The 20,939-nt window shown below is 59.9% G+C and carries 17 protein-coding genes and 1 tRNA gene; all 18 read left to right on the top strand.

The genetic code is table 11. The features are described from left to right. The first annotated feature begins 47 nt into the window (after nucleotides 1–47). The 18 genes from JFN90_RS06655 (at nucleotide 48) to JFN90_RS06570 (ending at nucleotide 20,882) form a co-directional block, all read left to right on the top strand. Complete coding sequence (locus JFN90_RS06655) at nucleotides 48–1,769, top strand: proline--tRNA ligase (RefSeq protein WP_199394335.1); 1,722 nt, start codon at nucleotides 48–50, stop codon at nucleotides 1,767–1,769. A 156-nt stretch (nucleotides 1,770–1,925) separates the two neighbouring features. After that, entirely contained in the window at nucleotides 1,926–2,648 is a 723-nt protein-coding gene (gene pyrF / locus JFN90_RS06650) for an orotidine-5'-phosphate decarboxylase (RefSeq protein ID WP_199394334.1), read from the top strand. Nucleotides 2,649–2,815: 167 nt separating this feature from the next. After that, on the top strand, nucleotides 2,816–3,562 hold the full coding sequence (rlmB, locus tag JFN90_RS06645) for a 23S rRNA (guanosine(2251)-2'-O)-methyltransferase RlmB (protein WP_199394333.1): 747 nt from the start codon (nucleotides 2,816–2,818) through the stop codon (nucleotides 3,560–3,562). Between the two features lie 152 nt (nucleotides 3,563–3,714). Next, a tRNA-Met gene (locus tag JFN90_RS06640) sits at nucleotides 3,715–3,791 on the top strand. A 504-nt stretch (nucleotides 3,792–4,295) separates the two neighbouring features. Then, nucleotides 4,296–5,081, top strand: coding sequence for a chromate transporter (locus tag JFN90_RS06635; RefSeq protein WP_328755394.1), 786 nt, complete (start codon nucleotides 4,296–4,298; stop codon nucleotides 5,079–5,081). Then, entirely contained in the window at nucleotides 5,078–5,599 is a 522-nt protein-coding gene (locus JFN90_RS06630; RefSeq protein ID WP_199394331.1) for a chromate transporter, read from the top strand. Before JFN90_RS06635 ends, JFN90_RS06630 begins: the two co-directional genes overlap by 4 nt. An 80-nt stretch (nucleotides 5,600–5,679) precedes the next feature. After that, on the top strand, nucleotides 5,680–7,401 hold the full coding sequence (locus JFN90_RS06625) for a transporter substrate-binding domain-containing protein (protein WP_199394330.1): 1,722 nt from the start codon (nucleotides 5,680–5,682) through the stop codon (nucleotides 7,399–7,401). A 9-nt stretch (nucleotides 7,402–7,410) separates the two neighbouring features. Beyond that, nucleotides 7,411–8,823 carry a sigma-54-dependent transcriptional regulator gene (locus JFN90_RS06620; RefSeq protein WP_199394329.1) on the top strand — a complete coding sequence of 471 codons (1,413 nt, stop codon included), beginning with the start codon at nucleotides 7,411–7,413 and terminating at the stop codon, nucleotides 8,821–8,823. A gap of 352 nt (nucleotides 8,824–9,175) precedes the next feature. Then, the gene (locus JFN90_RS06615; protein ID WP_199394328.1) at nucleotides 9,176–10,180 is read left to right on the top strand and encodes a TRAP transporter substrate-binding protein; all 1,005 of its coding nucleotides are present in this window, start codon (nucleotides 9,176–9,178) and stop codon (nucleotides 10,178–10,180) included. Between the two features lie 77 nt (nucleotides 10,181–10,257). After that, a complete protein-coding gene (locus JFN90_RS06610; protein WP_199394327.1) occupies nucleotides 10,258–10,911 on the top strand; it encodes a TRAP transporter small permease in 654 nt (217 codons plus the stop codon). Continuing rightward, nucleotides 10,908–12,191 carry a TRAP transporter large permease gene (locus JFN90_RS06605; protein ID WP_199394326.1) on the top strand — a complete coding sequence of 428 codons (1,284 nt, stop codon included), beginning with the start codon at nucleotides 10,908–10,910 and terminating at the stop codon, nucleotides 12,189–12,191. The genes JFN90_RS06610 and JFN90_RS06605 overlap by 4 nt, the downstream gene beginning before the upstream one ends. 66 nt (nucleotides 12,192–12,257) lie before the next feature. After that, nucleotides 12,258–13,652: an FAD-dependent tricarballylate dehydrogenase TcuA gene (gene tcuA / locus JFN90_RS06600; protein ID WP_215906727.1), complete on the top strand. Its 1,395-nt coding sequence runs from the start codon at nucleotides 12,258–12,260 to the stop codon at nucleotides 13,650–13,652. After that, on the top strand, nucleotides 13,639–14,826 hold the full coding sequence (gene tcuB, locus JFN90_RS06595) for a tricarballylate utilization 4Fe-4S protein TcuB (RefSeq protein WP_199394325.1): 1,188 nt from the start codon (nucleotides 13,639–13,641) through the stop codon (nucleotides 14,824–14,826). Before tcuA ends, tcuB begins: the two co-directional genes overlap by 14 nt. A gap of 93 nt (nucleotides 14,827–14,919) precedes the next feature. After that, nucleotides 14,920–16,194, top strand: a complete 1,275-nt coding sequence (locus tag JFN90_RS06590) for a porin (RefSeq protein ID WP_199394324.1) — start codon at nucleotides 14,920–14,922, stop codon at nucleotides 16,192–16,194. 160 nt (nucleotides 16,195–16,354) lie between these two features. Then, nucleotides 16,355–17,524: an ADP-forming succinate--CoA ligase subunit beta gene (gene sucC, locus JFN90_RS06585; RefSeq protein WP_199394323.1), complete on the top strand. Its 1,170-nt coding sequence runs from the start codon at nucleotides 16,355–16,357 to the stop codon at nucleotides 17,522–17,524. A gap of 11 nt (nucleotides 17,525–17,535) precedes the next feature. Next, a complete protein-coding gene (gene sucD, locus JFN90_RS06580; protein ID WP_199394322.1) occupies nucleotides 17,536–18,411 on the top strand; it encodes a succinate--CoA ligase subunit alpha in 876 nt (291 codons plus the stop codon). A gap of 30 nt (nucleotides 18,412–18,441) precedes the next feature. Further along, nucleotides 18,442–18,636 (top strand): ribbon-helix-helix domain-containing protein, encoded by a 195-nt coding sequence (locus tag JFN90_RS06575; protein ID WP_199394321.1) that lies wholly within the window; start codon nucleotides 18,442–18,444, stop codon nucleotides 18,634–18,636. Beyond that, nucleotides 18,633–20,882 (top strand): NADP-dependent malic enzyme, encoded by a 2,250-nt coding sequence (locus JFN90_RS06570; protein ID WP_199394320.1) that lies wholly within the window; start codon nucleotides 18,633–18,635, stop codon nucleotides 20,880–20,882. Before JFN90_RS06575 ends, JFN90_RS06570 begins: the two co-directional genes overlap by 4 nt. Nucleotides 20,883–20,939 lie beyond the last annotated feature (57 nt).

Raw genomic sequence — 20,939 nt, 5'->3', positions numbered from 1 at the left:
TCTGTGTTCCGCTTTTCGTCTTTTAAATTCACTTAGAGGTAAAACGAATGCGTTATTCCCAGTATTTCATCCCCACCGTCAAGGAAACTCCCTCTGACGCGGAGGTCATCTCCCACAAGCTGATGCTGCGCGCCGGCATGATCAGGAAACTCGCCGCCGGCATTTACAACTACCTGCCGCTGGGGCTGCGCTCCATCCGCAAGGTCGAGCAGATCGTCCGCGAGGAGATGAACCGGGCCGGTGCCATCGAGCTCCTCATGCCTGCCGTTCAGCCGGCCGAACTCTGGAAGGAATCGGGGCGCTGGGAATTCTACGGCAAGGAACTCTTGCGCTTCAAGGACAGGAAGGACGCCGAGTTCTGCATGGGACCCACCCACGAGGAAGTCATCACCGACCTGATCCGCAAGGAGATCCGCAGCTACCGCCAGATGCCGATCAACCTGTACCAGATCCAGGGCAAGTTCCGCGACGAGATCCGCCCGCGCTTCGGACTTATGCGCGGCCGCGAGTTCATCATGAAGGACGCGTACTCCTTTGACGTGAACGAGGCGGGTGCGGACGTCTCCTACGAGAAGATGTACAAGGCCTACCGCCGCATCTTCGAGCGTTGCGGCCTGAAGTTCCGCGCCGTCGAAGCCGACACCGGTTCCATCGGCGGTAACTACTCCCATGAGTTCATGGTGCTGGCAGACTCCGGCGAAGACGCCATCGTCTCCTGCTCCTGCTGCGAGTACGCGGCCAACATGGAGAAGGCCGAGACCAAAAGGAGCGACGCGGTCGAGCACGCCGATCCGCGCCCGATGGAGCACGTCGCCACCCCCGGTCAAAAGAGCATCGAAGAGGTCTCCGCGTTCCTGGGCGTCAACCCGACCCAGGTAGTGAAGACCCTCGTGCTGGTCGCCGACGGCGAGCCGGTCGTGGCGCTTGTGCGTGGCGACTACGACCTGAACGAGATCAAGCTGAAGAACCACCTGGGCGCCGCCGAAATCGAGATGGCAGAAGACGACGTGGTCCTGAAAGTCACCGGCGCACCGACCGGCTATGCAGGTCCGGTAGGTCTCGTCGGCAAGGTGAAGGTCGTCGCCGACCTCTCGCTGCAGGGGATGCACAACTTCGTCACCGGCGCCAACGCCGCCGATACCCATCTCAAGAACGTGAACGTCGGCCGCGACTTCCAGGTGGAAGGGTACGTCGACATCAGGAACGTGGTCATCGGCGATGCCTGTCCGCGCTGCGACAGCGGCAAACTGGAAATTTGGCGCGGCATCGAAGTCGGCCACGTCTTCAAGCTGGGCACCAAGTACTCTAAGGCCCTGAACGCGAGCTTCCTCGACGCCAACGGCAAAGAGCAGATCATCTTCATGGGGTGCTACGGCATTGGCATCGGGCGTACCGTTGCCGCCTGCATCGAGCAGAACCACGACGAGAACGGCATCATCTTTCCGATCCCCATCGCGCCGTTCCACTGCATCGTCTCCGCGCTTTCCGCCAAGGACGACGAAGTGAAAGCCGCCTCCGAGCAGATCTACAATGAGCTCATGGAAGCGGGCGTGGAAGTGCTCCTCGACGACCGCGACGAGCGTCCCGGCTTCAAGTTCAAGGACGCCGACCTGATCGGCATCCCGCTGCGGATAGTCGTCGGCGCCAAGACCCTGGCCGAAGGCAAAGTAGAACTGAAGGAGAGAAGGGGCGGCGACGTCGAGATCCTCCCGATAGCCGAAGCCGTAGCCAAGGTGAAAGCCGCCGTCAAAGAGGCACTGCAGGCATAAAACCTTAAACCATTGGCCACGGAGAAAATCTGAGAAAATCGGAGAGAAACAAAAACGAATGACTTTGGGTACTACCTAAAGCTTTTTCGGGTTGGTTTTCTCAGAAGTCCTCAGATTTTCTCCGTGGCTAACGGTTTTGACTTTAAGGATTTGACTATGACCAGAGAAGAAGCAATCAAGAAGATCATTTTCGCCATGGACGTGAAGGAGTTCAGCGACGTACAGTACTGGGCGGAGCTCCTTTCCAAGCACGTCGGCATGTTCAAGGTCGGCAAGCAGCTCTACACTGCCTGTGGCCCCGCCGCGGTGCGCATGATCCAGAAGTGCGGCGGCGAGGTGTTCCTCGACCTGAAATACCACGACATCCCGAACACCGTCGCCATGGCCGCCCTCGAAGCCGCCAACCTCGGCGTCCAGCTCTGCGACCTGCACGCCATGGGCGGCTACGAGATGATGAACAAAACCATGGAAACCCTGGACAAGAATTTCAGCGGCTGCACCCCGCGCCCGAAGGTCCTCGCCATCACCGTGCTCACCTCCTCCAACGAGGAAACTCTGCGCGGCATTGGTATCGACCTCCCGGTTCCCGAGATGGTGGTGAAGCTCGCCAAGCTGGCCAAGAGCGCCGGCGTCGACGGTGTGGTCGCCTCCCCGCAGGAAGTGGGACTGATCAGGGAAGCCTGCGGCAGCGACTTCCTGGTCGTCACCCCCGGCGTTCGTCCGAGCTTCGCCTCCGCCGACGATCAAAAACGCATCATGACCCCGGCCGAAGCCGTCAAGGCAGGTTCCGACTACCTCGTCATCGGCCGTCCCATCGCCGCCGCCCAGAACCCGGCCGAAGCCGCCCAGAAGATCGTCGACGAAATCGTCGCTGGGTAGACAGGAAAGCGAAAGCAGTTACGCAAAGAGCGCTGAGAATTCGCGAAGCACCCAAAGAAAAAGATTTTGGTTTTAGTTCCAGAAGGTCTTTCTTTGCGCTCTTCGCGCGTGCTTCGTGTTCTTTGCGTAACTGCTTTTTTGTTCTTTTAGCTCTTAAGGAATCGAGAATGTCAAAAGAAGAAATCATCTACGGCCTGAACCCCGTCATGGAGGCTCTCAGGGGCTCTCGCAAGATATTCGAACTCTTCGTCGCCGGTACCAGCGCTGACAAGCGCCTGGAGAAGCTGCTGAAACTGGCAGCCGAAAAGAAGATCCCGGTTCGGCAGCGCGAGAAGGGCGACCTGAGCCGCCTGTGCGGCACAGAGCACCACCAGGGCGTCGCCCTCAAGGTCGAGCCCTTCCCCTACGCAGATCTTGACGACGTGCTCGAACAACTTCAAGGTGACCCGAGCGGTCTCATCCTGGTTCTTGACAGCGTGCAGGACCCGCACAACCTTGGCGCCCTCATTCGCAGCGCCGCCTGCGCCGGGGCCCATGCCGTCGTCATCCCCAAGGACCGCGCCGCAGGCGTCACCGCCGTAGTGGAGAAGTCCTCCGCCGGCGCCACCGAGACCGTAGCCGTAGCGCAGGTCACCAACATCTCGCAGGCGATGGAAACGTTGAAGAAAGCAGGCTTCTGGATCTATGGCGCCGATGGCTCAGCCAGGAGCACCTTGTATCAACAGGACTTCACCGGCCGTGTCGCCTTGGTCATCGGCGGGGAAGGGGAGGGGATCCGCCCCTTGGTTCGGAAAGGATGTGACGAAGTGGTCAGCATCCCGCTCCAAGGCGGGGTGAATTCTTTGAACGCCTCCGTCGCCGGAGGCATCTTCCTGTTTGAGGTAGTGCGTCAGAGGCTTTGTTCGAAGAAATAAACAAACAGGGATAGAAAGGATACAAGGGATTAAAGGCAATTTCTGAGCAGTTATCCCCTTCATCCCTTTTATCCCTGTTCGAATGCTCTTCCTGCAAATGTTTACGTTGACTTGTCGGAAGCCCTGTAGTATAAAGTTTGAGTTGTTCATGACGCGGGGTGGAGCAGTCTGGTAGCTCGTCGGGCTCATAACCCGAAGGTCACAGGTTCAAATCCTGTCCCCGCAACCAACAAAATCACGGCCAGTTAGCTTACATAGCTAGCTGGCTTTTTTGTTATGTAGACGCAGATAGAGGCAAGAACCCTGTCCGTAGCACATCCCCCATCTAGCCGCAATGAATCGCCACTGGTTTCCCTGCTATTGCAGATTTAATTTTGCCCTTAGTCGACAAGTTCGACGGAGACGATCTTGTTTTTCCGAACCTCCGAGGAACAAAAGACACAGTAATAAGCACATACCCAGAAAAAGTACTGATGCTTCTTTGGGAGATTCTTCCTGAAAACACAAAAAATGGCCCGTTAGACTCGAAGAAGTTCTCAGCAATATAGTAGACGCACAGCCATCGCTGGTGAACGATAGTCGACTAGTCCAGTTAAAGTACCGTTGGAACCGCCGGTAACTGTCTACTTTGAACTACTGTAAAGCCCTTCCCGATACCGATACCAACATATCAGTTTGTTGCCGTGCTTCTCCATATCACGTAGCATCCCCCATGTAGCTGTACCGTTTCTGATTGCTGTCCAGGTGTTTACTAAAATTGGGGTCCGCATATTTTTGCAGTGCTGCAGGGGGGGGCAGTCTTCTGGGCGGGCATCGGAGTAGGGGAGACAAGAGCGGCAAAAATGCCGCCTTTTCAGAGTGCGAGGCAACAAATCTCTTGCAATTCCATTTTTTTCACGATTTATTACACCAATGTGGAGCCCGAATCATCCGTGTCGGTCGCAAAGGTGGGGAAGGGGAGATTGCTCTGGAACAACGGCACGAGGTCAGTCATAAACAGCTCTTCCTGGGCTTTAACCGTATAGCTCTGTCAGGATTCGGTGGCGTTATGTCTTGGGCCAGGAGTGCCATCGTTGATGAGCTCCGCTGGTTGTCGTCGGAAGAGTTCACCACTCTTTTCGGTTTGTGCCAGTTCATGCCCGGACCGAATATCGTCAACCTTTCCGTCTGCATCGGGAACCGTTTCCAGGGGGCGAGCGGCGCCGCAATCTCGCTGCTTGGCCTTTTGTTTGCGCCAGTTGTCATCGCCGTCACCCTTGGGGCGCTTTACGGACGTTTCGGTGATCTGCCCGCAATACAGGCCGTCCTGCGCGGTATTGCTGCTGTCGCGGCGGGGCTGATCATCGCCATGGGCCTGCGCATGGCCGCCGACCTGCTGAAGTGGCCGCTGTTAATCATCTTCAGTGTCGCCATTCTGTGGGCAGTGGCCTTTCTCCACTGGCCGTTGCTCCCTGTCATGCTCGCCTTGGCACCACTGAGCATATGGGTGGCCGCGCGCTTCTACTGCGGGGGGGCATGAAGGAAATCACGGAGATCTTGCTCGAGTTCGGCGCCTTGTCCCTGGTCGCTTTTGGCGGGGCCGGTACCGTATTGCCGGAATTGCACCGGATCGCAGTCGAAACCCATCACTGGATGAGTGACGCCACTTTCTCGTATCTGGTCGCCATCTCGCAGGCCATTCCGGGGCCAAACGTGATCATTGTCACCCTGATCGGCTGGCATACGGCCGGGCTTGCGGGAGCCCTTGCCGCCACCGTTGCCATGTGCGCCCCATCCAGCCTGCTGATCTTCATCCTCATGCACTTTTGGGAAAAGATCCGCGGCACGCGTTGGCGTCTCACGATTCAGACTGGGATCGTCCCTTTGGCGGTCGGGCTGGTTCTGGCCAGCGGGTTCATCGTGACCCGCGGAGCAGATAAAAGCTTGGGAGCGTTCGCCATTACCGCGGCAACGGTTCTGATCGTCCTTTACGGCAAGTTGAACCCGCTGTGGCTGATCGGAATCGGCGCCATCTTTGGCCTTGCCGGGCTTGTCTGAATTTGTGCCTTGAGGCTCACCATGGAGAAAAAATGTTCAGGCAAACCGATTTGAGGTGGGGCTGTGCCGCTGCAGGGGCCATGTCCGGAATTATCCTGCTTCTATTGTTCCTTTCCTGCTCCCTGGCCTTTGCCACGGGGGATCCCCTTGGTGTCGGCGACGCCCTGCCTGAAACGACCACCATAAAGGTCGGGGGGAACCGGGCTTACCCTCCGTACGAATTCCTGGACAGGAACGGGCAGCCTGCCGGCTTCACCGTCGATCTGATCAGGTCCATCGCCGAAGTCATGGGGGTGAATGCGGATATCCAACTCGGCGAATGGTCGAAGGTGCGCGAGGACCTTGAGGCCGGCAGGATCGACATGACCCTCGGCATGTCGCACACAGGCGAACGCGAGGAGGTATACGACTACCCGTCACCCCACGCCATTGTTCAGCATGCCATTTTCGCACGCCGTGAAACTCCGCCCGCCGGCTCGCTGGAAGAGTTGCGAGGCAAGAAAGTGGTCGTCTTTCGCGGCGGGGTCATGAACGAAAAGTTGAAGGCCCTTGGCTATGAGAAGGATCTTGTTCTCACCAAGACGGCTGCGGACGCCCTGCGCCTCCTCGCCTCCGGCCAGAACGACTACGCTGTGGTGGCGCTGCTTCCCGGGATGTACATCATCCGTGAAAACAAGCTGACGAACCTGGTCCCTGTCGCCCGGAACATCGCCACCTTCAAGTTTTCCTTCGCGGTAAGGCAGGGCAATCACGAACTGCAGTCCCAGCTTAACGAGGGACTTGCCATCTTGAAGAAGAACGGCGAGTACCAGGCGATCTACGACAAATGGCTCGGGGTGCTGGAGCCGCGGCGCATCTCGTGGGAAAAGGCGATCCAGTACGGCAGCATGATCCTGGTGCCGCTCGTGCTCCTGCTGACCGGAACCTTTGCCTGGTCCCGCATGCTGAAGAAAAAGGTGGACGAGCGCGCCGCCGAACTTGCGCTCGAGGTCTCGGAAAAGGAGCGTGCGTGGGACGAACTGCGCGTGCAGCAGGACAAACTGGTTCAGGCGGACAAGATGGCCTCGCTTGGAATCCTGGTCTCGGGCGTGGCACACGAGATCAACAACCCGAACGGGCTTATTCTGTTGAGCATGCCGATCCTCAGGGAAAGCCAAGCGGCCGTGGACCAGGTTCTCGAAGAGTATTGCAAGGAACACGGCGATTTCATGTGCGGCAGGCTCCCGTACTCGCGGATGCGGGACAAACTACCCGGCATGCTGGCGGAGATCCACGAAGGGGCCAAGCGCATCAAGAGGATCGTGGACGATCTCAAGGACTTCGCCCGGCAAAACGATGCGGCCGGCATGGAGCCTTTCGATCTGAACCAGGTTGTGCAGGCGGCGGTCCGGTTGATGGAGAATTCCATCCGCAAGGCCACGCACAACTTCGTCGTTACCTGCGCGGAAGATCTCCCCATGGTGCGGGGCAACGCGCAGCGCATCGAGCAGGTGGTGGTGAACCTGATCCTCAACTCTTGCCAGGCGCTCCCGGACAAGGGGAGGGGGATCTTTGTCACCACCTACCTGGACTGCGACAGCGGCAGGGTTCTGCTGCAGGTGCGGGACGAGGGGACAGGTGTCGCGCCAGAACACCTTTCCCACCTGACCGACCCGTTTTTCACCACCAAGCGCGACACCGGAGGGACCGGGCTCGGGCTTTCCATCTCCGCCGGGATCATCAAGGAGCACGGCGGCCTCCTCAGCTTCGATTCAGTTCCCGGCGCCGGAACCACGGTCACCCTGACACTTTTGGCAGCTTAGGAGATTCACATGGATAAAGCACTCTACCCTTCGTTCAGGATCCTGCTGGTGGACGACGAACCTGCCTGGCTGGACGCGCTCGCCCTTTCGTTGGAATGGTCCGGCATTACCAACATCGTCACCTGCCAGGATAGCAGGGAGGTCATGGGGATAGTCGAGTCCGGAGATGTGGAGCTCATCCTCCTCGACCTTAACATGCCGAACCTGGGTGGGGAGGAACTGCTGGCGCTGATCGGCGAGCGGCATCCGGAGATCGTCACCATAGTCATCAGCGGCATGAATCAGGTCGAGGGGGCCGTCCAGTGCATGAAGCTCGGCGCTTACGACTACTTCGTGAAAACCTCCGAGGATGAGCGCTTGGTGAGCGGCGTGGTCCGGGCCATAAGGATGCTGGAGTTGAAGCAGGAAAACCGGCAGATGTCCCAATGCATCCTGCACGGGGAGTTGAAGCACCCGGAGGCTTTCGACGCCATCATAACTGCTGATTCGCGCATGCACGCCATCTTCTCCTATATAGAGGCCGTCGCCAGAAGCTCCGAGCCGCTGCTTATCACCGGTGAGAGCGGCGTCGGCAAGGAACTCTTCGCCCAGGTGGCCCACAGGCTCAGCGGTTGCCGCGGACCCTTGGTGGCGGTAAACGTGGCCGGGCTTGATGATAACGCTTTTTCCGACACGCTCTTCGGCCATGTGCGCGGAGCCTACACCGGCGCCGACCAGGCGCGCCGGGGCATGATCGAGGAGGCGGCGGACGGCACCCTGTTCCTGGACGAGATCGGCGACATGAGCCTTCCTTCCCAGGTGAAGCTGCTCCGGCTGCTTCAGGAGGGGGAGTACTTTCCACTCGGCAGCGATGTTCCCAAACGGATCAGGGCGCGTGTCATAGTCGCCACACACCAGGATCTGACCGCGAAGCAGGCGGCCGGGACCTTCCGGCGCGACCTCTACTACCGGTTCCGCACCCACCAGGTCCACATCCCCCCTTTGAGGGAACGAAAAGGGGACTTGGCGCCGCTCCTTGATCATTTCCTTGGGGAGGCGGCGCGCGCCTTCGGCAAGAAAAAACCGACTCCCCCGAAGGAGTTACCGCAGCTTCTTGCTACGCACAGCTTCCCCGGCAATGTCCGCGAGCTCAAAGCCATGGTCTTCGACGCGGTGAGCACCCACCGGGAACGGGTGCTCTCGCTCGAATCCTTTTACCAGGCACTACGCGCTACGGATGGAGGTACCCCCCCCGGCCTGGTAGGCGGCCCGGATCAGAATCCTTTTGCCTGCATGGAGCGCCTTCCTACCTTCGGCTCAGCGATCGAGTTGCTGATGGACGAGGCATTGGCACGCTCCGGAGGAAAGCAGACCATCGCGGCCCGCCTGCTTGGCATGACCCCGTCGGGGCTGAATAAAAGGCTCAAGTCGCTCAGCAAATAGCAGCTCTCTCTGACAAAACTATTTTTTAGACCCCTCCCGGTAAATCCCGCAAAGCAACTGCTGTGACGATCGGACATTTAGTGACGATTGTCACAGCTCCAGTTTTTAGATTACTTACCTGAACAATCCCGCTTCATACGCAAAAAAGCTGCGACGTTTGTCATACCCCTTCGTCAGTTTTCTCCTTCCGGTATAACCCATTTTCCATAATGTATACAGCATGTTGGCGTTCATTAGCCCTGTGGCACCCGTATTGCTAATACACCTTTTGAAAATTGTCACGTACCTGGAGCCGCCAAGGCAAACCTTGGCATAACCTGGGAAAACTACAACGCAAAAAGGGGAGAACGTCATGAAACTTCGTATCATTCTGGCCGGTATCATGGTAGCGGCGCTGTCGACGGTAGCTTACGCCCAGCAACCAATCGTCATCAAGTTGAGCCACGTGGTTGCCGTCGACACACCCAAGGGAAAGGCGGCGCTGCAGTTCAAGAAGTTCGCTGAAGAACGCAGCAAAGGGCGCGTGAGGGTGGAAGTCTACGCCAACAGCATGCTCTACAAGGACAAGGAAGAGCTTGAAGCGCTGCAGCTTGGCTCGGTGCAGATGCTGGCGCCGTCGCTTTCCAAGTTCGGGCCTATGGGAGTGAAGGATTTTGAGGCCTTCGAACTCCCCTACCTGTTTGACGACTACGCGGACATGCACAAGGTGACCCAGGGGCCGCTAGGGCAGCAGATGCTGAAAAAGCTTGAGAGCAAAGGGATCGTCGGCCTGGCTTACTGGGACAACGGCTTCAGGCAGTTGACCGCCAACAAGCAGCTGAAATCCCCCAATGACTGCAGGGGGCTGAAGATGCGCATCGTTTCGGCCAAGATCACCGACGCCTATATGCGCGCGCTTGGCGCGATACCCCAGGTGATGTCGTTCGGAGAGGTGTACCAGGCGATGCAGACCGGCGTGGTCGATGGAGGGGAGAACACCTTTTCCAACATCTATACGCAGAAGATGTACGAGGTGCAAAAACATCTGACCGTCACCAACCACGGCTATCTCGGCTATGCGGTCATCGCCAACAAGAGGTTCTGGGACGGGCTCCCGGCGGACATCCGCGCCATCCTGGAATCGTCCATGCGCGACGCGACCAAATACAACAACGACATAGCACAGAAAGAAAACAACGAGGCGCTGGCGGCCATCAAGAAGAGCGGGAAGACCAAGGTCACCCTCCTGACCCCGCAGGAGAGGCTGACCTGGAAGAAGGCGCTCGTCCCGGTCCATAAGCAGATGGAGGGGAGGATCGGCAAGGATCTCATCAAGGCCATCTACAAGGAAACGAATTTCGACCCGGCCAGGCTCTAGCCGGTGCAACCGCTCATGATCCCCGCTCCCGGCCTTCGGGAGCGGACGGGTACCGCTGATAACTCAGGAGAAATGCCATGCCATTAAAGATTCTCGACAACCTGGAGGAGTGGCTCATCACCTTCCTCATCGGGGCGGCAACGGTTGTCATATTCATCTCCGTCGTCCACCGCTTCGCCTGCACCATCCCCGTGAGGATGATCCAGGATGTGCTGATCCCGATCAACGTCAGCTGGGCGCAGGAGCTCTGCATTTACATGTTCGTCTGGATGGCGAAGTTCGGCGCGGCCTACGGCGTGCGTACCGGCATCCATGTCGGGGTCGACGTGCTGATCAACCGCCTGAACAGCGGGCTGCGCAACAAGTTCATCATTTTCGGGCTGCTGGCCGGCGTCCTTTTCACCGGCACTGTCGGGACTTTCGGCGCCAACTTCGTCTGGCACATCGCCCACACCGATCAGGTGTCTGCGGACATGGAGCTCCCCATCTGGATCGTTTACCTCGCCGTTCCCCTTGGTTCGTACCTGATGTGTTTCCGTTTCATGCAGGTAGCCTGCTCTTTCATCCGGACCGGCGAACTCCCGCATCACGACCACTCGCACGTGGACGGGCTCGAGGAGGACGTGGTCCCCAAGGACATCAACTGGCTCGACATGGACGACAACCTGCATCCGCATGACCTGAAGAACAAGCAGTTGGGTGAGAACGGCAAGGGGGGGGGGCAGAAATGAACATAGCCATTATTTTCGGGCTGCTGGTCGCCCTCATGATAACCGGAATGCCGATCTCCATCTCGCTTGGCCTGACGGTCCTCAGCTTCTTCTTCACCATGACGCAGATGCCGATCGAATCGGTCGCGCTCAAGCTGTTCACCGGTATCGAGAAGTTCGAGATCATGGCGGTCCCCTTCTTCATCCTGGCCGGCAACTTCCTCACCCACGGCGGCGTGGCGCGACGCATGATCAATTTCGCTTCGTCGATGATCGGTCACTGGCACGGCGGGCTCGGCCTGGCAGGGGTCCTTGCCTGCGCCATGTTCGCAGCGGTTTCGGGGTCGAGCCCGGCCACGGTAGTGGCCATCGGCGCCATCATCCTGCCGGCCATGGTCAAACAGGGCTTTCCCAACAAGTTCGGAGCGGGAATCATCACCACCTCCGGCGCCCTGGGCATCCTGATCCCTCCCTCCATCACGATGGTCATGTACTCGATCGGAACCAACACCTCGGTCGGGACGCTGTTTATGGCGGGGGTTGTGCCGGGGCTCATCCTGGCGACCCTGCTTGGCCTGGTCGCCTGGTACCGCGCCCGCAAGTACAACTACCCGCGCATGCCGAAGGCGACCTGGGGCGAGCGGTTGCGGGCACTCCGGGAATGCATATGGGGGCTGCTGCTGGTCGTGGTGGTGATGGGCGGCATCTACAGCGGCGTCTTCACGCCGACCGAGGCCGCCGCCATGGCTGCCGTCTACGCCTTTGTTGTCGCTGTGTTCGTCTACAAGGACATGAAGTTCCGGGACATCCCCAAGGTGCTCCTCAACTCGGCGAACATGAGCGCCATGCTGCTGTACATCATCACCAACGCGGTCCTGTTCTCCTTCCTCATGACGTCGGAGGGGGTGCCGCAGATGATGGCCGCGTGGCTGATCGACATGGGGCTCGGGCCAATGAGCTTCCTGCTGGTGGTCAACATCATGCTGCTCATGGCCGGCAACGTGATGGAGCCTGCCTCGATAGTCCTGATCATGGCCCCGATCCTTTTCCCGGTTGCCATGAAGCTCGGCATCGACCCGGTGCACTTCGGGATTCTGATCGTGGTGAACATGGAGGTGGGGATGTGCCACCCGCCGGTGGGGCTCAACCTCTACGTGTCGAGCGGCATCACCAAGATGGGGATAACCGAGCTGACGGTGGCTGTCTGGCCGTGGCTTCTGGCCATGCTCGGTTTCCTGGTGACCGTCACCTACTGGCCCGCGCTCTCACTCTGGCTCCCCAGGATGCTTGGGATGATGTAGCGAATTGAACGCCCGTGTGGCAGCCGGGAACGTACCGGTAACAAATCTCTAAACGGGGACAAAAATATGGAATTTTCAAAGATCTACGATGTTTTGGTGATAGGCGGAGGAAATGCGGCGCTTTGCGCCGCCATATCCGCACGCCGCTCGGGGGCGAGCGTCCTGGTGCTGGAGAGCGCCCCCAAGGACTTCCGTGGCGGCAACAGCCGGCACACCCGGAATCTGCGCTGCATGCACAAGGCCCCGATGGCCGTGCTGACGGATGCCTACACGGAAGAGGAGTACTGGGAGGATTTCATGAAGGTGACCGGCGGCATGACCAATGAGCCCCTGGCCCGTATGGCGATCCGTCAGTCGGAGACCTGCATGCAGTGGATGATGCAGCAGGGGATCCGGTTCCAGCCCTCGCTGGGCGGCACCTTACACCTGTCGCGCACCAACGCCTTCTTCCTCGGCGGCGGGAAGGCGCTGGTCAACGCGCTGTACCGCACCGCCGAGAGTCTCGGGGTGGAGATCGAGTACGGCAGCGAGGTGCGCGAGCTGAAGATCACGGACGGCCGCTTTACCTCGGCCCTTTTCAGCCGGAGGGGGTTCTCTCACGAGGTCCGGGCAAAGGCTCTCGTGGCCGCCTCGGGAGGCTTCCAGGCCAACATACCGTGGCTCAAGAAGGCCTGGGGGGATGTGGCTGAAAACTTCATCATCCGCGGCACCCCTTACTCCAACGGCAACATCCTCCGTCTGCTCATGGAGCAGGGGGCAAAGACGGTCGGTGACCCGACCCAGTGCCACGCCGTCGCCATCGACGCCCGGGCCCCGCGCTTTGACGGCGGCATCATCACCCGTGTCGACTGCGTCTCGCTCGGCATCGTCGTCAACAAGAATGCGCAGCGCTTCTACGACGAGGGGGAGGATTTCTGGCCCAAGCGCTATGCGATCTGGGGCAGGCTGGTTGCGGGGCAGCCTGACCAGATCGGCTACTCCATCATCGATTCCAAGGCGATGGGGACCTTCATGCCCCCCGTGTTCCCTCCCGTCGAAGCCAACTCGATCCGGGAACTCGCCGGACTCCTGAAACTCGATCCCGCAGCGCTTGAGGCGACCGTGAACGAGTTTAACGGGGCTGTCCAGCCCGGTGCCTTCGACCATGCCATCATGGACAAGTGTGCCACAGCCGGACTCACCCCGCCGAAGACCAACTGGGCGCGCAGGATTGACAAGCCCCCTTTCTACGCGTACCCGCTGAGGCCCGGCATCACCTTCACCTACCTGGGGGTGGCCGTTAACGAATCAGCCAAGGTCATCATGCAGGATGACAAGCCGTCCAAGAACATCTACGCGGCCGGCGAGATCATGGCCGGGAACATTCTGGGCAAGGGGTACCTGGCAGGGATAGGAATGACCATCGGCACGATATTTGGCCGGATAGCTGGAGAGGAGGCGGCACGTTATGTCAAAGCATAGCAACGTTTCACCGGAACTTGTACAGGAGGGTGAACGGATCATGAGGATCTGCAATGCCTGCCGCTACTGCGAAGGGTTTTGCGCGGTGTTCCCCGCCATGGAGCGGCGGCTCACCTTTGAGGAAAGCGACCTGAATTACCTCGCCAACCTCTGCCACAACTGCACGGAGTGCTACTACGCCTGCCAATACGCGCCGCCGCAGGAATTCGAGTTGAACTTCCCGAAGACGCTCGCCGAGATCAGGCTGGAGACCTACCGCAAGTATGCCTGGCCCGGGATGTTCGCGGAGCTGTTCCACAAAAACGGGTTGGTGACCGGGGTGGTCACCGCGGCAAGCATGATCGTCGTTCTTGCCGTCATCTTAGGTTCCGGCGGCCCCGCCTCTTTCCTGGCGGCGCATAGCGACGTCAAAGGGGCCTTCTACGCGGTCATGTCCCACGAGGCCATGGTCGTCACCTTCGGCATAGTCGCCGTCCTCATCGCCACCGCCTTTGCCATCGGGTTTGTCCGCTTCTGGAAGGACACCGAAGGAAAAGCCGCCCCGGCGGTCACTCCAGGGGCCTTCGTCCAGGCTCTTAGTGACACGCTGCTGCTCAGGTATCTCGACGGAGCCGAGGACGGCTGCGCCTATCCTGATGAGACCCCTTCGAACGTACGCCGACGGTTCCACCACGCGACGTTTTACGGGTTCGCCCTCTGCTTTGCCGCAACCGCCGTGGGAACCGTCTTTCATTACGTCCTGGGATGGGAAGGCCCCCCCCCGATACCGACCGTTGCCTCCCTGTTGGGAAGGCCGGGTGCCCCGCAGCTCGAGCTGCTCCGGAGCCTCCCTGTCATTCTGGGGTCGCTGGGCGGCATCGGGCTGCTGATCGGCCCTGCCGGACTGCTCTGGCTGAAGACCAGGCGCAACTCCCTGCTGGTGGACCACAGACAAAACGGCATGGACGCCGGATTCCTCGTGCTGCTGTTTCTGGCCAGTCTAACCGGCTTCATGCTGACGGCGCTGCGCGAGACCACCTTCTCCGGCCCGGTCATGGTTGCCCACCTGGGCATCGTGATGGGGCTCTTCCTGACCATGCCCTACGGTAAATTCGTGCATGGCATCTACCGGTTCGGGGCGCTGCTGCGAAACGCGGTCGAAAAGAGCACCATGCCGACCCTCGGGTCGGAGTGACACCCGGCAGGGTCGCAGACGTATCTTCCCGGTCAGGATTCAAATGACAGGGAGCAGCTATTGAACCGTACATAAAATAAATAAGGAGACGTGATGAATCGTAAATTTGCAATAGCAGCCGGACTGATTTCAATTATGGGGGCGGCACACGATGCCCGTGCGAAGAGCGTGGAGGATGTCCTGAAGGAAAAGGGGCTCATTACTGAAACCGAATACAAGGAGGTAACGAAAAACAAGGCGTACGATTACAAGCTCGGGAAGGGTTTCGTTTTCACCTCACCTGATGAGAAATTCCAACTGAACCTGGGGGGGCAGATCCAGGTGCAGTACCAAAATGATAACTTCGACGAACCCACAAAAACGGATACCAGCCTGTTCTACCTCCGTAGGGTCAAGACGCTGCTCGGCGGCTATGCCTTCAGCAAGGACCTGACCTACAACCTCTCCTACAACTGGTCGATGCTCTCCTCCACACCGAACAAGGCCATCGAGACGGCGAACATCAAGTACCGACTGCTCGATGAGGCGCAGATCATGCTGGGGCAGGAGAAGATCCAATTTGCACGCCAGTGGATCACCTCCAACACGGCCCAGCAGTTCGTGGACGGCTCATTCGTCAGAAACGCTTTCATGATGGGTTACGACACCGGCGTCAATCTGCACGGCGACCTGATGAAGGGAATCGTCAAGTACGATGCGGGCGTCTTCGGCGGAGCCGGACAGAATACCAAGAACAAGACCGACGACAACGCGTACAACTTCAGGCTCACCGTCAACCCTCTTGGCGACATGAAATATGCCGAAGGCGATCTGGAGTACTCGGCGAAACCACTGGTCTCTGTGGGAACCAGCTATTACATGAACACCCTGAAGAAAACCGTCACCGGAAGCGGCGCTTCCGCCACCACGGCCGTCGACAACAACAACTCCAACTTCGTAACCGATGCCAACGGTTGGCTGGGGACAGCTGTCAAGGCCAAGTATTTCGGGACCACTGCGGAGAAAATAACGGTGGACAGCAACGAGGTCGACTTGGCGTTTAAGTGGCTGGGGGCGTCCCTACAGGGGGAACACTTCTGGGCTAAGGGCAAGGGTGAGACCTCGGACAAGCAGGTCATTGCGCGGGGCGCATATCTGCAGGCGGGCTACTTCGTGATCCCGAAGCGTTTGGAACTTGCTGTGCGCTACGCCTGGATGGACCCTAATCGCTACCTCGCCAATGACATGCTCTCCGAGGTCCAGGGGGGAGTAAATTACTTCCTGTACGGGCACAGTCTGAAAATCCAGGGAGACATAGGCAACAGACACACCTACAAGAACAAGGCCGACGACCTGACGGCCCGCCTCCAGGCCCAGCTGCTGTTCTAACACTGCCGCTGCCAGTACGGCCTCGCGCCGTACTGGCAGCGGATCACGCCATGACCTTATGGCCTTGCCAGGAGGGCTATGGGAGCAAAGCTGAGCCTGCCAGCCGTGCCTTCGCTAAGGCTGGACAAAACCAAGATCACCGTCATGAAGGAGTTACTTGATGAACGTTCACGAGTATCAAGCAAAAGCGATCCTGAGAAAATTCGGCGTGCCGGTTCCGGACGGTCACGTCTGCTACAACGGCGCGAGCGCAAGGGAATGGGCCAAGCGTCTTGGCGAGGGGCCTTGGGTGGTGAAGGCCCAGATTCATGCTGGCGGGCGCGGCAAGGGGGGGGGCGTCAAGCTGGCCAGAAGCTCCAGCGAGGTGCAGATGATCGCCCGCGACATGCTGGGGATGACCTTAAGAACGCACCAGACCGGCCCGGAGGGGAAAGTGGTGCACCGGGTCCTCGTCGAGAACGGCTGCAATATCGCCAACGAGCTTTATATGAGCCTCCTGGTGGACCGCGGCACCTCGCGCGTCACCATCATGGCCTCCACCGAGGGGGGCATGGACATCGAAGAGGTGGCAGCCAAGACTCCCGAAAAGATCTTCACCGAGGCGGTTTATCCCCTGGTGGGGCTTACCCCGTTCCAGTGCCGCAAGATCGCCTTCAGCCTGGGGCTCAAAGGCAAGCTCACCAACAAGGCGGTCAAGGTCCTCTCCAACCTGTACAACACCTTCGTCGCCTGCGACTGCTCCCTTCTCGAGATTAACCCGCTGGTCGTGACGGCCGAGGGGGACCTGCTCGCCCTGGACGCCAAGTTCGGCTTCGACGACAACGCCCTGTTCCGCCACCTGCAGATCGGCGACATGCGCGACTTCGACGAGGAGGACCCGAACGAGGTGGAAGCGTCCCAGCACGACCTCTCCTACATCTCGCTTAACGGCAACATCGGCTGCCTGGTGAACGGCGCAGGTCTTGCCATGGCCACCATGGACATCATCAAGCACTATGGCGGCGACCCGGCCAACTTCCTGGACGTCGGGGGCGGGGCCACCATCGAGCGCGTCACCGAGGCCTTCAAGATCATCCTCTCGGACAAGAACGTGAAGGGGATCCTGGTCAACATCTTCGGTGGCATCATGAAGTGCGACGTGATAGCCACCGGCGTCATCGAGGCGGCCCGCCAGGTCGGCATCCAGGTGCCGCTCGTGGTCCGGCTGGAGGGGACCAACGTGGAACTGGGCAAGCGCCTTCTGGCCGAGAGCGGCCTCAACATAGTAGCCGCCGACGGCATGGCCGACGGAGCGCAGAAAATCGTGGCCGCCGTCGCGGCCGCCGCGTAAGGAGGGACGCCATGAGCATAATGATAAACAAGGACACCAGGGTCATCACCCAGGGGATCACCGGCGCGACCGGCCTTTTCCACGCGCAGGGCGCCCGCGAGTACGGCACGCAGATGGTGGGGGGCGTCACCCCGGGCAAGGGGGGCACCGTGGTGGACGGCTTCCCCGTGTTCGACACCGTGGCCGACGCCCTTCAGGCGACCGGCGCCACGGCCTCCGTCATCTACGTACCCCCCCCGTTCGCCGCGGACTCCATCATGGAGGCGGTGGACGCGGGGGTGGAACTCGTCTGCTGCATCACCGAGGGGATTCCGGTCCTCGACATGGTCAAGGTAAAGCAGTACCTGGTGGGCAAGAAGACCCGGCTCATCGGGCCCAACTGCCCCGGCGTGATCACCCCCGGCCAGTGCAAGATCGGCATCATGCCCGGCTACATCCACAAGCCCGGCAAGGTCGGCGTCGTTTCCCGCTCCGGCACGCTCACCTACGAGGCGGTCTGGCAGCTGACCAGCATCGGCCTCGGGCAGTCCACCTGCGTCGGCATCGGCGGCGACCCGGTGAACGGCACGAGCCACATCGACTGCCTGCGCCTCTTCGAGGAGGACCCGGACACCGAGGCGGTGATCATGATCGGCGAGATCGGCGGTAGCGCCGAGGAGGAGGCGGCGCGCTTCGTCAAGGAGCACATGACCAAGCCGGTTGCGGCCTACATCGCCGGGGTAACCGCCCCCCCGGGCAAGAGAATGGGGCACGCCGGCGCCATCATCTCCGGCGGCAAGGGGACCGCGACCGAGAAGGTGGCGGTGCTCAAGGAGTGCGGCATCAGCGTGGCCGACACCCCTGCAGAGATGGCCCAGGCGCTATTGAAAGTTTACAAGCCTTGTTAGTCGTCTGAATTGTTGTTTGTGGAGGACGAGATGTTCAAGCACACAGATAACCCTAAATACCACATCGTGTCGGTACGAGTGAGCGAGGAAGATCACGAAAACCTCCATATGCTGTCCCGGCAATCACAAAAAACTATATCCGACTTGATGCGAGAGGCATTGCAGATCTGGATCCCCGGCAATGCTCAGCCGCAGCAGCCGAATTCTTGGAGAACCGTTAAATGAGCAAGAAGATCAACGCACTCGACTACCACTCGGGCGGAAGAAAAGGAAAGATAGAAGTCATCGCCACCAAACCGTGCCAGACCGCGGCGGACTTGTCGCTCGCCTACTCCCCGGGGGTCGCGGAGCCGTGCCTCGCCATTCAGGAAAACCCGGACGACGCCTACAAGTACACCGCCAAGGGGAACCTGGTCGCGGTCGTCTCCAACGGCACCGCCGTCCTCGGACTTGGCAACCTGGGCGCGCTGGCCGGCAAGCCGGTCATGGAGGGGAAGGGGGTCCTCTTCAAGCGCTTCGCCGACATAGACGTCTTCGACATCGAACTGGACACCGGGAACCCGGACGAGATCATCAAGGCCTGCCAGCTCCTGGAGCCCACCTTCGGCGGCATAAACCTCGAGGACATCAAGGCGCCGGAGTGCTTCTACATCGAGGAGACCCTCAAAAAGACCATGAACATCCCGGTCTTCCACGACGACCAGCACGGCACCGCCATCATCTGCTCGGCGGCCCTTCTGAACGCCCTGATGCTTGTCGGGAAGAACATCGAGGACATCCGCATCGTCGTGAACGGCGCCGGCGCCTCGGCCAACTCCTGCGCGAAGCTCGCCATCGCGCTGGGCGTCAAGCCTGACAACATGATCATGTGCGACACCAAGGGGGTCATCTACAGGGGACGTGTCGAGGGGATGAACCCCTACAAGGAGCTCTTCGCGGCCGACACCCACTTCCGCACCCTTGAGGAGGCGGCAGTCGGTGCCGACGTTCTCTTCGGCCTTTCCGCCAAAGGGGCCTTCACCCCGGAGATGGTCCGCTCCATGGCCGCTAACCCGATCATCTTCGCCATGGCGAACCCCGACCCGGAGATCACCCCGGAGGAGGCGCACGCGGTGCGCGGCGACGTCATCATCGCCACCGGCAGGAGCGACTATCCGAACCAGGTGAACAACGTGCTCGGCTTCCCGTTCATCTTCAGGGGTGCCCTTGACGTCCGCGCCAAGGCGATCAACGAGGAGATGAAGCTCGCCGCGGTGCAGGCGCTTGCGAAGCTTGCCCGCGAGGAGGTGCCTGACGCCGTCTCCAAGGCCTACGGCAACGAGAAGTTCAGCTTCGGCCGGAACTACATCATCCCGAAGCCGTTCGATCCGCGCGTCCTTTTGCACGTGGCGCCGGCGATTGCCCAGGCCGCCATGGACACGGGTGTGGCGCGCATGCCGATCGAGGACATGGCGAGGTACATTGAGCAACTAGAGTGCTCGCAGGGCAAGTCCAAAGAGATCATGCGCATGATCATCAACAAGGCGAAGAGCGACCCGAAGAAGGTGGTCTTTTCCGAAGGTGAGGACGAGAAGATCCTGCGCGCGGCCCAGACCCTGGTGGAGGAGGGAATCGCCCGGCCCATCCTGGTCGGGGACAGGAGGAAGATTACGCAGAAGATGGATGCCTTGAACTTGGGCTTTGAGGTGCGGATCGAGGATCCCTCGGAATCCGTGCTCACTGAGAGCTATGCAGAAGAACTCTATCGCCTTAGGCAGAGAAAGGGCCTCACCCGCTCCGAGTGCCAGCGCATCATGCGCCGCAAGTCGCGCGCCCACTTCGCCACCATGATGGTGCAGATGGGAGACGCGGACACGCAGCTTGGTGGGATCGACACCCACTACGCCGAAACCATCCGTCCGGCGCTGCAGGTGCTCGGCAAGCAGGAGGGGCTCTCCAGCGTACACGGCCTGTACATGATGGTGTTCAAGAAGGGGGTCTTCTTCCTGGCGGACACCACGGTCACCATCGATCCGACGCCGGAGGAGCTGGCCGAGACCGCCATCCTTGCCGCCGAGAAGGTGCGTATGCTCGACATCGAGCCGCGGGTGGCCATGCTTTCCTTCTCCAACTTCGGGTCGGTGGACCACCCGCAGGCGAAGAAGGTGAAGCGGGCCGTTGAGATCGTCAAGGAGCGCGCACCCGACTTAATAGTGGAAGGGGAGATGCAGGCGGACACAGCCGTGGTCCCCGAACTCCTGGAAGGCTTCGCTTTTTCCAAGCTGAAGACCCCGGCCAACATCCTGATCTTCCCGGACCTGAGCTCGGGCAACATCTGCTATAAGCTGCTGCGCCGCTTGGGCGGGGCGGAGGCGATCGGCCCGATCCTCATGGGGATGAAAAAGCCGGTGCACGTGCTGCAGCGCGGCGACGACGTGAATGACATCGTCAACATGGCGGCGATCGCGGTGGTGGACGTGCAGAATCTTTAGCTCTCCGACCTGTAAATTACCGCAAGTTCAGCACCGCGGTTCGAACGCTCCTGGTTA

The organism is Geomonas propionica, from assembly GCF_016458235.1.
GTDB lineage: Bacteria > Desulfobacterota > Desulfuromonadia > Geobacterales > Geobacteraceae > Geomonas > Geomonas propionica.
The sequence above is the reverse complement of the archived record's forward strand: the minus strand, read 5'-3'. Positions and strand labels throughout refer to the sequence as shown.